Source organism: Virgibacillus sp. W0181, assembly GCF_051846915.1.
Taxonomy (GTDB): Bacteria; Bacillota; Bacilli; order Bacillales; family Amphibacillaceae; genus JBPYCR01.
Genome location: NZ_JBPYCR010000040.1, coordinates 19999 through 32427, shown reverse-complemented (window position 1 = coordinate 32427; position 12429 = coordinate 19999). Strand labels below are relative to the sequence as shown.

General features: G+C 37.7%; 10 protein-coding genes. All 10 read left to right on the top strand.

What is annotated here, in order from left to right:
* Positions 1–802: 802 nt before the first annotated feature.
* The 10 genes from dpaB to ACLIBG_RS13465 all read left to right on the top strand — a co-directional run bounded on the left by dpaB (position 803) and on the right by ACLIBG_RS13465 (position 12334).
* Positions 803–1393, top strand: a complete 591-nt coding sequence (gene dpaB, locus ACLIBG_RS13510) for a dipicolinate synthase subunit B (RefSeq protein ID WP_439313295.1) — start codon at positions 803–805, stop codon at positions 1391–1393.
* A 66-nt stretch (positions 1394–1459) separates the two neighbouring features.
* Entirely contained in the window at positions 1460–2512 is a 1053-nt protein-coding gene (gene asd / locus ACLIBG_RS13505) for an aspartate-semialdehyde dehydrogenase (protein WP_439313294.1), read from the top strand.
* A gap of 148 nt (positions 2513–2660) precedes the next feature.
* A complete protein-coding gene (gene dapA / locus ACLIBG_RS13500) occupies positions 2661–3551 on the top strand; it encodes a 4-hydroxy-tetrahydrodipicolinate synthase (protein ID WP_439313293.1) in 891 nt (296 codons plus the stop codon).
* 266 nt (positions 3552–3817) lie between these two features.
* Positions 3818–4549, top strand: coding sequence for a ClpP family protease (locus ACLIBG_RS13495; RefSeq protein WP_439313292.1), 732 nt, complete (start codon positions 3818–3820; stop codon positions 4547–4549).
* A complete protein-coding gene (locus tag ACLIBG_RS13490; protein WP_439313291.1) occupies positions 4546–4764 on the top strand; it encodes a YlzJ-like family protein in 219 nt (72 codons plus the stop codon). Before ACLIBG_RS13495 ends, ACLIBG_RS13490 begins: the two co-directional genes overlap by 4 nt.
* Before the next feature lie 110 nt (positions 4765–4874).
* Positions 4875–7145, top strand: a complete 2271-nt coding sequence (locus ACLIBG_RS13485; RefSeq protein WP_439313290.1) for a DNA translocase FtsK — start codon at positions 4875–4877, stop codon at positions 7143–7145.
* A gap of 375 nt (positions 7146–7520) precedes the next feature.
* Positions 7521–8666, top strand: a complete 1146-nt coding sequence (locus tag ACLIBG_RS13480) for a BMP family ABC transporter substrate-binding protein (protein ID WP_439313289.1) — start codon at positions 7521–7523, stop codon at positions 8664–8666.
* Between the two features lie 145 nt (positions 8667–8811).
* A complete protein-coding gene (locus ACLIBG_RS13475; protein ID WP_439313288.1) occupies positions 8812–10338 on the top strand; it encodes an ABC transporter ATP-binding protein in 1527 nt (508 codons plus the stop codon).
* Positions 10338–11381 carry an ABC transporter permease gene (locus tag ACLIBG_RS13470; RefSeq protein WP_439313287.1) on the top strand — a complete coding sequence of 348 codons (1044 nt, stop codon included), beginning with the start codon at positions 10338–10340 and terminating at the stop codon, positions 11379–11381. The genes ACLIBG_RS13475 and ACLIBG_RS13470 overlap by 1 nt, the downstream gene beginning before the upstream one ends.
* Positions 11381–12334, top strand: coding sequence for an ABC transporter permease (locus tag ACLIBG_RS13465; protein WP_439313286.1), 954 nt, complete (start codon positions 11381–11383; stop codon positions 12332–12334). Before ACLIBG_RS13470 ends, ACLIBG_RS13465 begins: the two co-directional genes overlap by 1 nt.
* The last annotated feature ends 95 nt before the right edge of the window (positions 12335–12429 follow it).

The window sequence follows — 12429 nt, the reverse complement described above, 5'->3', positions numbered from 1 at the left end:
TTTGTCGCCATGAGTATTGTGGGAATGAAAGGTGCGATTATAACAACTAATATCCATTTTTTTCAAAAAGAGAAGGATGGCTTATTAAGTGCACCCTTCTACATTAAATTTCGTTCCTATACCATTTGAAATGTTATTGATAAATCATAAATAAAATGAAACTCTAAGAAAAACAAAGAAAACAGGCGAACAAGTTAGTATATAGAGGGAGTATAAATTTTTGCGCATAGCTGTCTAGCTTAAGCGCCCAGAAACTAGGCGACTTCCCGCAGCGCCTTACGATAAGTTATCATCGATTCGCCATGCTCATCGTGATTCCTTTATCTCAGTTGCTTCGGTCCAGTCGCTACGTTTCTAAGCGGGGCGCTTGCGCTTTTCTTAAATAGATAAGAGTGTATATAATTTTCCGAAAATATTTCTAGCTCTAGCGCCCAGAAACTAGGCGACTTCCCACAGCGCCTTTAGATAAGTCATCATCGATTCGTGCAAGTAAAGGAGGGCCAACTAAATACCCCCTTTGCGGGAACGTTGGCATACCCCTTTTGCAGGGGCATAATTCCTTTATCTCAAGATGTTTTTGGAATGTTCGATTAAAACCGCCACTTTGCGTGGCGACATCGAACCACCAGCTCCCGTCTGGCGCAGTCGCTACGTTTCTAAGCAGGGCGCTTGCGCTTTTCTCAAAACATACCCTTTAATTTTTTCCCGGTTTAATCACTTTTGAACTAGAAGCACATAAGCTATAGCTATATAAGAAATCTGACTTAGAAAAAAGGAATCGTTTTATGAAAGGGATGATACAATGACACTGGAAGGCAAACGAATTGGATTTGGATTGACTGGTTCACATTGCACATATGATCAAGTATTTCCACAACTGGAAAGGTTGATGAATGAAAAGGCGGAAGTAGTTCCAATTGTTTCTTATACGGTTCAGAGTACAGATACGAAATTTGGTAAGGCAGAAGATCATATAGAAAAAATTGAATCGATCACTGGCAAAAAAGTCATATCCACCATGCCAGAAGCCGAACCCCTCGGACCAAAATATCCGCTTGATTGTATGGTTATTGCACCAATGACAGGTAATTCTTTAAGTAAATTTGCAAATGCTTTGACGGATTCACCTGTATTAATGGCTGCCAAAGCCACATTACGCAATCAAAATCCGATTGTTCTTGGTATTTCAACCAATGACGCATTAGGATTGAATGGAGTAAATTTAATGCGCTTAATGGCAACAAAAAATATATTCTTTATTCCATACGGGCAAGATAACCCTCATGTGAAGCCAAACTCGCTCGTAGCGAAGATGGATGATTTAACGAAAACAATAGAACATGCCTTAGAATATAAACAAGTTCAGCCGGTAATTGTTCCACATTCCATTTAGAAATATGCTAAAATGAAACTATTATATAAAATAGACTTCACATGATTGGAAGGGGTATTTTTACAGATGGAAAATAAAAAGCAGTGGAATGTAGCTATAGTTGGGGCAACAGGAGCAGTCGGTCAAAAAATCCTAGAATTTTTGGAGGAACAGGAATTCCCGGCTAATACTGTGAAATTACTATCATCCTCAAGGTCAGCAGGAAAGAAAGTGACCTTTAAAGATACAGAGCTGACAGTGGAAGAAGCTGGACCAGAAAGCTTTTCCGATATTGATATTGCGTTTTTTTCAGCGGGTGGGAGTGTATCAAAAAAACTTGTGCCTGAAGCGGTTAAGCGCGGTGCAGTTGTTATTGACAATACTAGTGCTTTTCGAATGGATAAAGATGTACCGCTTGTTGTGCCGGAAGTGAATGAAAATGTTCTTGAAAATCATCAGGGAGTTATTGCAAATCCAAATTGTTCCACCATTCAAATGGTTGTAGCATTGAATCCAATTAAAAAAGCATTTGGTCTATCCCGTTTAATTGTATCGACATATCAAGCAGTGTCGGGTGCTGGTTTAGAAGCAGAAGAAGAATTGGTTCAGCAAACGAAGCAGTATCTAAATGGGGAAGAAATGACAGCATCTATTTTGCCAGCAGGATCTGATAAAAAACATTATCCAATTGCATTCAATGCCTTGCCACAAATTGATGTATTTCAGGATAATGGCTATACGGCAGAAGAAATGAAAATGATTAACGAAACAAAAAAAATAATGGATGCAGCAAGTTTACCTGTTGCAGCAACATGTGTCAGACTTCCGGTATTTACTTCGCATGCTGAAAGTGTCTACATTGAAACGGAAAAAAGCGGTGTATCCACATCGGATTTAGCAGATGTTTTACAAACTGGTGAAGGTGTTATTCTTGAAGATGATCCGAAGACACAAACGTACCCAACCCCATTGAGTGCGGAATCTAAAAAAGAAGTGTTCGTTGGAAGAGTGAGGAAGGACTTGGATAATGATAAAGGGTTCCATTTATGGGTAGTATCAGATAATTTAGTAAAAGGAGCTGCCTGGAACACGGTTCAAATTGCACAATCACTTGTTAAAAATAATTTATTAAAGAAATAAACCATACACGTTTCCATATTGTTAACTATAGCAGTTGGTTTGCAATGCGGGATTCAAAGATAATGATTTTACGATCAAAAGCCTGTTTAAAAAGACTTTAATCTAAACTATATCTCTGTTATGAGTATAGTATATAAGGGTGAAACGAATGAATTTTGGCAATGTATTAACAGCAATGATAACCCCTTTTGGCAAAGACGGAAAGGTTGACTTTGATCAAACAACTGGTTTAATTGATTACTTGCTTGCCAATGGATCGGAAGGTTTGGTCATTACAGGCACAACCGGAGAATCAGCAACATTGTCTGTTTCGGAAAAGGTTGAATTATTTCATCACGTTGTCGAAAAAGTTAACAAACGTGTGCCGGTGATCGCTGGTACTGGCTGTAACAACACGCAATCAAGCATAGCATTAACAATAGAAGCTGAAACAGCTGGCGTAGATGGGATTATGCTTGTCGCACCATATTATAATAAACCGAGTCAAAATGGGTTATATGAGCATTTTACGCACATAGCAAATGAAACAACACTGCCGATTATGCTTTATAATAACCCTGGACGCTCTGTAGTTAATATTGATGCGGAAACAACAATTCGCTTAAGCAATGTAAAAAACATTGTTTCCACAAAAGAGGCGAGCGGAGATCTTGATCAAGTTTCCGAAATTATTCAACGAAAGAATGAAAGTTTTTCCGTTTATAGTGGAGACGATGGAATGACTATTCCAATGATGTCAATTGGAGCTGACGGTGTTGTCTCTGTTGCTTCGCATATTATTGGAAATGAAATGAATGAAATGGTTAGATCCTTTAAATCGGGTAATGTTAAAAGGGCAGCTTTCTTACACCGAAAATTGCTTCCTATCATGAATGGATTATTTGCCGCACCATCCCCGACACCTGTGAAAAAAGCGCTTGAATGGAAAGGTGTATGTGCATGTAATGTCCGTATGCCTTTAATACGCTTATCAGAAGAAGAGGAAAAGCGTTTGAAAGAAGTGCTGGAATTAGATATAGAATTGGTTTCTGAAAAATAAGCGTAATGATGATTCGTTTAAAGTTAATGAAGCGTAATGGAAATTTCCATACGATTATGGAACAAAAAATACCGGTATATAACTGGTATTTTTTGTTTTTTTGGCAGATAAGAAAGTATATAACTTTCTTACTGCATAAGTGCAACTAAGGCTTTCGTCATAAAGGCTTGGCGATAAGCCAAGTTTTCTAATGATTTTTGCATGTAATGAACATGATAGAACATACTATCCTTAATTGAAAAGATTTTTGAGGGAGTGTGCGAACATTGGATAAAGATAATGAAAAAAAAGAGGGGCAGGAGGAAGATAAAAATAATTCTTCCTCACTTGTACAAAAGATACAGCAATTGGGGCAAACAAATATACCGCAAGTACCTGATTCCAACATACATGTGCTGACGATTATCGGGCAAATTGAAGGACATATACAATTGCCGCCTCAAAATAAAACGACAAAATATGAACATTTATTACCACAATTAATAGCGATTGAACAAAATCCAAAAATAGAAGGGCTTGTTATTTTATTAAATACAGTAGGTGGAGATGTTGAAGCAGGCCTAGCGTTGTCCGAAATGATTGCATCCATTTCCAAGCCAACAGTATCAATTGTTCTTGGAGGGGGTCATTCCATTGGTGTACCGATAGCAGTCGCGACCGATCATTCATTTATTGCACCAACTGCAACAATGACAATTCATCCAGTGCGATTGACAGGAATGGTTATAGGCGTGCCGCAAACTTTTGAATATCTGGATAAAATGCAAGATCGTGTCGTTAACTTTGTTATATCTCATTCCGATATAAAAGAAGAAAAGTTTAAAGATCTTATGTTTGCAAAAGGGAATTTAACACGTGATATAGGAACAAATATCGTTGGTAAAGAAGCGGTTGAATATGGTTTAATCAATGATGTTGGTGGTGTAACAGAAGCCATGAAAACCATCAATAATTTAATTAATCAAGAAAAAGAACAAAGTGAGCAGGTGATTCAATGATATTATACACACCTTTATGTGAGTCAGATATATTCCCGAATGATAAAGTGGACAATCGGGAGTTTATTTCCTATCAAGGAAAAACAGTGCTCGCTGAAAGAAATAACGAAGGCTCATATCAAATGTTACAGTTGTTATCTACCGACCCCCAAGATTTTTTAAACGAAAATTATGTACCCGGTACTATTTTATCTACTGAATATATTGGTAAATAAGAATAATATGGTATACTTTAAATAGAGTATACAACATGTAAACCCTTGCCAACCAATGCGGCAGGGGTTTATATATTCCGGTTAAGCCGGATAAGATCGAGGTGAACGGAATGGCCAGAAAACGAAAGAGAAGAAAAAAAGGATTGAAAAAGCAGTTAAAATATGAGCTGTTTGGATTATTACTTATCTTTTTAGCAATATTTGGAAGCGGGGCAAGTGCTATTAGTGATGGAGCAATTCCAACCGGATTGGAAAACTTGTTTCGTTTCTTTTTAGGAATGTGGTATTTTGCCGGATCCCTATTTTTGCTCGTGACAGGAATTATATTACTTATTAAACGTAAAATCCCAGCATTCTGGAGTAAAAAAATGGTAGGGTTTTATATTAGCTTTTTTGGTTTACTGTTATTGACGCATATTCAAACGTTTGAAAGTCTATTAATTACCGCAACAGATACATCAATAATACGGGCAACATGGGATCACTTTTTTTCCTACATGAATGGAGAAGGAACGACGGTGCAACTGGGTGGTGGAATGATCGGGGGTGTGCTGTTTGCTTTTACGTACTATTTATTTTCATCGACCGGCGCAAAAATTGTTGCTGTTTTCTCTATAATAGTAGGTTTTATTTTTATGACGGAACTTTCATTGGGGGAAATTTTCTCCAAGCTGTTGAATAAAATGAAACAGCGTGTTAAGAAATTGCAAGAGCGATGGACAAGTTATAAAAATAATAAAAAGATTGATCGTGAAGTTGAAGAACAATTACAAACATCAAGTACGGAGTCTGAAGTGGAAGAAGCTCCAATTGAGCCTGTAATTCAGGATTTTACCGATATTGCCTATTCTGAAAGTGCACCGATAGAGGCGCCATCGCAAGCGATGGATCAGGAGCCTCAACGGGAAGAATTAGGAGAAATAATGAAAAACAGTCCAATGACAGAAGCGGAAAACTATGAATATGAGTTACCGGCTTTTAAACTTTTATCAGAACCGGCACATGCATCTCAACAGCATGAGAAATCACAAATTCAATCAATCGTTCGGAAGCTTGAACAAACTTTTCATAGTTTCGGAGTAAAGGCGAAAGTAACGAAAGTACATGTCGGTCCTGCCGTGACAAAATATGAAATATACCCGGAGGCTGGCGTGAAAGTAAGCAGAATCGTGAGTCTGCACGATGATCTAGCTCTTGCCCTTGCCGCACAGGATATTCGAATAGAAGCACCGATCCCGGGTAAATCGGCAGTTGGTATTGAAGTGCCAAATAAAGAAGTCGCCATGGTCTCTCTAAGAGAAGTATTGGACGTAACAACAAAGCAATCATCCAAGTTATTGTTTGCACTTGGCAGGGATATTTCCGGAGATGCCGTTGTAGGCGAATTGGCAAAAATGCCTCATTTACTCATTGCTGGCGCTACCGGAAGTGGTAAAAGTGTCTGTATTAACGGCATTATTACGACAATATTAATGCGTACAAAACCACACGAAGTAAAAATGATGATGATTGATCCAAAGAAAGTGGAACTGAATGTTTACAATGGGATTCCTCATCTATTAGCACCGGTTGTAACTGATCCGAAAAAGGCATCTGTTGCTTTGAAAAAAGTAGTGAGTGAAATGGAAAGACGTTACGAATTGTTTTCCGATACGGGAACGAGAAATATAGAAGGCTATAATGAATATATTAAAAGACATAACATGGACGCTGAAACGGAACAACCGCATTTACCCTATATTATTGTTCTAGTTGATGAACTTGCTGACTTAATGATGGTCGCCTCCAATGACGTAGAAGATTCAATCACAAGACTTGCACAAATGGCAAGAGCAGCAGGGATTCATTTAATTATTGCTACACAACGCCCGTCCGTCGATGTTATTACCGGTGTTATTAAGGCGAATATACCCTCTAGAATTGCTTTTAGTGTATCATCAGCAGTTGACTCCCGTACAATTCTAGATACTGGAGGAGCCGAGAAGCTACTCGGACGAGGCGATATGCTGTACATTCCAGTCGGGAAATCAAAACCAATCCGTGTTCAAGGTGCATTTTTATCCGATGAAGAAGTTGAAAGAGTTGTTAATCATTGTATCGAACAACAAAAAGCGTCCTATCAGGAGGAAATGATTCCGGAAGAACCTTCTGAAGTAGCGACGGATGTTGATGATGAAATATTTGATGATGCTGTACAAATGGTATTGGAAATGCAAAGCGCGAGTGTTTCCATGCTTCAACGGAGATTTCGCATCGGTTATACACGAGCAGCCCGCTTGATCGATGCTATGGAGGATCGCAACATAGTAGGACCATACGAAGGAAATAAACCTCGTGCCGTTTTGGTTTCACAACAAACAAATGAAGAAAAGACGTCATAACATGAAGAAAAAACCGAAATAGTAAAAATACTATTTCGGTTTTTTAAAAATAAAGATTTATTTATTTGGTAACCAATGGTATATTAGTTGCTAATAGTGGAATGGAAAAATTACTAACATTCGCATTCTTTTTAAATTAAAAAGTGCACTAATTATGTGATTTTTTTATTCTTTTATTATTATTATATGTGCTTTTCTCTAATAACTGTGCTTAAACTGATGTGGATATAAGCGGAGTTTGTGCAGAAAAAATACTGTATGGTGTATATGTGAAAAGCTCTGAAAAGGAGGATGATATGAAAGTTTATAAGAAGAAAGTCTAGCACCGCACCGTATCGTTTGTCGAAATACATTAAATAAAAGGGGGATTTTATTATGAATTTGCATAAAATTTTGTATTCATTTTGTTTTATGTTAATTATTAGTTTGTTTTTGGTAGCCTGTGGTTCGTCAAATGGAGATAATACCAATGCTGGGGACAATGAAGCTGCAACAAATAACAGTAATACAGAGGAATCTAACGAAAACGACAAAAGTGCTGAAGACTATACTGTTGCTATGGTAACCGATACGGGTGGGGTAGACGATAAATCATTTAACCAGTCCGCATGGGAAGGTTTACAAGCTTGGGGAGAAGAGCACGGTCTTGAGCAGGGTCAGGACGGATATGATTATTCACAATCCGAAGATGACTCCGATTATTTACCAAACTTTACCCGTCTCGTCCGTAATGATTTTGACATTGTATTCGGGATTGGTTTCCTATTGGAAGATGCAGTGAGTAAAATTGCAAGTCAAAATCCGGATAAAAGTTTTGCGATTGTTGATACAGTTGTAGAAGAACCAAACGTAGCGAGTATTACCTTCGCTGAGCATCAAGGTTCCTTTCTTGTTGGTGTTGCAGCAGCGATGACTACAAAGACTGATAAAGTTGGGTTTGTTGGAGGCGTCGATTCTGATTTAATTAACAAATTTGAAGTTGGGTTTGTATCAGGTGTTAAGTCAGTTGATCCGAATATTGAAATAAATATCCAATATGCTGAAGATTTTAGTGATGCTGCAAAAGGAAAACTAATTGCAACCCAGATGTATAATGATGGAGCAGATATTATCTATCATGCTGCGGGCGCAACTGGTAACGGTGTGTTTGCTCAAGCGAAGGATATTAAGAAAAATGAGCCGGAGCGAGAAATTTGGGTAATTGGAGTTGACCGTGATCAGTACGAAGAAGGGTTAAATGAAGACGGTAGTGCAAGTGTTACATTAACTTCCATGGTTAAACGAGTAGATATATCTGTCCATGAGGTAAGCAACCTTGGAATGAATGGTGAATTTCCTGGAGGGGAGATTATTGAGTTTGGACTCGAAGATGAAGGTGTAGGTATCGCCACTACGAATGAAGAGGCGCTATCAACAGACGTATTGGATGCGGTAAAAGACTGGGAAGAAAAAATTAAAAATGGAGAAATTACCGTACCTAAATCACGCGATGAGTTAAAAGAGTTTGAAGAAAATATGTAAGAAAAAAAGGCTGAAAATTTCAGCCTTTTTCAAAATATATACATTATCAATCTATGCTGGAGAGAATTAATTAATCAAGTATAAAATTTCGCAAACGATTCTTAAAAAGAGATAATCATTAGGTCCGAATTAAGGGGTGAAGCCAATGGATTACATAATTGAGATGTTACATATACGTAAAGAGTTTCCAGGTATCGTTGCTAATGATAATATAACTCTGCAAGTTAAAAAAGGAGAAATCCATGCATTATTAGGGGAAAATGGAGCTGGAAAATCAACTTTAATGAATGTACTATTTGGATTATATCAACCAGAAGAAGGAGAAATACGGGTTAAAGGAAAAAATGTAAAGATAACGAATCCAAGTGTTGCTAATCATTATGGAATAGGGATGGTTCATCAGCATTTTATGCTTGTTGATACCTTTACAGTAACCCAGAATATTATACTCGGATCAGAACCTACTAAAAAAGGACAAATAGATCTCAAAACAGCAGAGAAAGAGGTACAAGAAATCTCTGATCGATATGGTTTAAAAGTTGATCCGAAGGCCAAGATAAAAGATATTTCCGTTGGCATGCAACAGCGAGTTGAAATATTAAAGACGCTTTATCGAGGTGCAGATGTATTAATATTTGATGAGCCAACAGCTGTATTGACGCCTCAAGAAATAGATGAGCTTATGGATATTATGAAATCGTTAATTAAAGAAGGTAAATCGATAATTTTAATTACCCATAAGTTAAAAGAAATTATGATCGCTTGTGATATGTGTACGGTAATTCGTAACGGAAAGGGTATCAGAACAATTCCGGTTGCAAACACCTCTGTAGAAGAGTTAGCATCATTGATGGTCGGACGAAAAGTAAGCTTTAAAACTGAGAAAAAAGTAGCCACGCCGAAAGAAATTGTATTGGAAATTGAAGATCTCGTTGTGAAAGATTCTCGAAAAGTAACGATGGTTAAAGGTCTTCATTTGAATGTAAAAGCAGGTGAAATTGTAGGCATTGCTGGTGTAGACGGGAACGGCCAAACGGAATTAATTGAAGCAATTACTGGATTGGCAAAAGCTCAATCAGGAAAGATTTTGTTAAATAAAAAGAATATAACAAATTTATCGCCAAGAAAAATAACAGAAAGCGGTTTAGCGCATATTCCGCAAGATCGCCATAAATTAGGTTTAGTTCTAGATTTCCCAGTAAGTGAAAACATTGTCCTGCAAACATATTATCAACAACCGTTCTCAAAAAACAAAATACTAATATATAACAAAATCTATGATAAAGCAAAAAAGCTAATTAAAGAATACGATGTACGTTCACCAAGTATTCATACAAAAGCCAGGGCATTATCTGGAGGAAACCAACAAAAGGTCATAGCAAGCAGAGAAATTGATCGATCACCTGATTTATTGATTGCAGCTCAACCTACTCGAGGATTAGACGTTGGTGCAATTGAATTTATCCATCGTAAATTAGTTGAAGAGAGAGATAAGGGACGAGCTATTTTGTTAATATCATTTGAATTGGACGAGATATTAGATTTGAGTGATCGAATAGGAGTTATCTTTGATGGGAAAATGGTTGCTGATCTTCAACCTGAACAGACTAATGAAGAAGAGCTTGGACTTTTAATGGCTGGCAGCAAGCGAGAGGTAGGTGGCATATCTTGATGCATAATAAAATGTTTAATATTCTTGTTCCTCTCATCTCTGTATTAATTGGACTGTTGTCAGGTGCAATTATTATGCTTGGCTTTGGCTATAATCCGATCCATGGATATGCAGCCCTTTGGGAAGGAGCTTTTGGAGATTTATATTTCTTCGGAGAAACGATTCGTCAAGTTACCCCATACATATTAACCGGGTTAGCTGTTGCATTTGCTTTTCGTGCAGGGTTATTTAATATTGGTGCGGAGGGCCAAGTAATTATAGGCTGGCTTGCTGCTATTTGGGTAGGAACTTCTTTTCAAGCTCCAATGTTTATTCATTTGCCCTTAGCACTGTTAGCAGCTGCAGTAGGAGGTGCCTTGCTAGGATTTATTCCTGGGTTTTTAAAAGCAAAATTTGGCGTGCATGAAGTTATTGTGACCATTATGCTGAATTATATTGCTTTATACAGTGCAAATGCTATAGTTCGGAATATATTGACGGAGCGGGAGGATAAAACTGAGCCTATAGCTGCTACCGCTTCACTGGCATCCGAATGGTTGCAAGTATTAACATATTATTCCCGTGTTCATTATGGAATTTTAATAGCACTATTAGCAGCTGCGCTCATGTGGTTTATTATAGACCGAACGACAATTGGTTACGAAATTAGGGCGGTTGGTTACAATCAGCATGCTTCTCAATATGTTGGGATGAACGTAAGCAAAAACGTTATTTTAACAATGGTGATTTCTGGAGCATTTGCTGGGCTAGCAGGCTCAATGGAAGGGCTAGGCACATTTGGCAATATGTCTATTCAATCAGGATTTACAAATTTAGGCTTTGACGGAATTGCTGTAGCTTTATTAGGTGCCAATACAGCAATCGGTGTTATTTTAGCAGCTCTTTTATTCGGCACTTTAAAAGTCGGGGCATTAAATATGCCGACAGATGCAGGGGTTCCGAGTGAATTAGTAGATATTATTATTGCTCTCATTATTTTCTTTGTTGCTTCAAGCTATATGATTCGCTGGATAATACTTCGCTTTAAAAAGGGGGAAAAATAATGATTGATATTTTGCAGTCCATAATCCCACCAGCATTGTTTTTTTCTGCCCCGCTAATATTTACAGCTCTTGGTGGAGTCTTTAGTGAGCGGTCTGGCGTAGTCAACATAGGACTCGAAGGTCTTATGATTATGGGGGCTTTTGTTGGAATTGTATTTAATTTAACCTTTTCGGAAATTTTTGGCGCTTGGACTCCGTGGCTATCAGTACTAGCTGCGATGATTGTATCAGGAATATTTTCAATTGTACATGCAATCGCATCTGTTTCTTTCCGGGCGGATCAAGTCGTTAGTGGTGTAGCCATTAATTTCTTAGCTTTAGGAGTTGGAATTTTTCTAACAAAACAATGGTATGATAAAGGTCAAACAGATATGGTGACACGACCGTTTTATACGACTAATATTCCTTTATTGTCGGATATTCCAGTGATTGGCTCAATTTTCTTTAAAGGTGTTTACTTAACTTCCTATATTGCTATTATTGTAGCTGTTATTGCATGGTATATTTTATATAAAACACCGTTTGGATTACAACTGCGTGCAGTAGGTGAGCATCCGATGGCAGCAGATACAAATGGGATCAATGTATACAAAATGCGATACATCGCCGTTATTATTTCTGGAATTCTTGGTGGAGTTGGAGGATCCGTGTTTGCACTGACGATAACACTTAACTTTTCGCAATCAACAATTGTCGGGCAAGGATTTATGGCATTGGCTGCGGTTATTTTTGGTAAATGGCACCCTTTAGGAGCAATGGGAGCAGCATTGTTCTTTGGCTTTGCTCAAAGCTTAAGTGTAATTAGTACAGGGGTTCCCTTACTAAAGGATGTACCACAAATTTACCTGCTTATCGCTCCCTATGTATTAACGATTTTTGCGTTGGCAGGATTTATTGGTCGTGCCGAAGCTCCAAAAGCAAATGGAATACCATATATTAAAGGAACTAGATAACAAAAAAACTGACTCATTTGTGACTGGGTCAGTTTTTTTCGTGCTTGTAATTAATAGCTAACTGACGAGTGCGTATAACAACTTTAAATATGTTA

Bases quoted from the DNA above. Each gene is read 5' to 3' on its own strand.
- dpaB (WP_439313295.1), top strand. From the start codon at position 803: ATGACACTGGAAGGCAAACGAATTGGATTTGGATTGACTGGTTCACAT.
- asd (WP_439313294.1), top strand. From the start codon at position 1,460: ATGGAAAATAAAAAGCAGTGGAATGTAGCTATAGTTGGGGCAACAGGA.
- dapA (WP_439313293.1), top strand. From the start codon at position 2,661: ATGAATTTTGGCAATGTATTAACAGCAATGATAACCCCTTTTGGCAAA.
- ACLIBG_RS13490 (WP_439313291.1), top strand. From the start codon at position 4,546: ATGATATTATACACACCTTTATGTGAGTCAGATATATTCCCGAATGAT.
- ACLIBG_RS13485 (WP_439313290.1), top strand. From the start codon at position 4,875: ATGGCCAGAAAACGAAAGAGAAGAAAAAAAGGATTGAAAAAGCAGTTA.
- ACLIBG_RS13480 (WP_439313289.1), top strand. From the start codon at position 7,521: ATGAATTTGCATAAAATTTTGTATTCATTTTGTTTTATGTTAATTATT.
- ACLIBG_RS13475 (WP_439313288.1), top strand. From the start codon at position 8,812: ATGGATTACATAATTGAGATGTTACATATACGTAAAGAGTTTCCAGGT.
- ACLIBG_RS13470 (WP_439313287.1), top strand. From the start codon at position 10,338: ATGCATAATAAAATGTTTAATATTCTTGTTCCTCTCATCTCTGTATTA.
- ACLIBG_RS13465 (WP_439313286.1), top strand. From the start codon at position 11,381: ATGATTGATATTTTGCAGTCCATAATCCCACCAGCATTGTTTTTTTCT.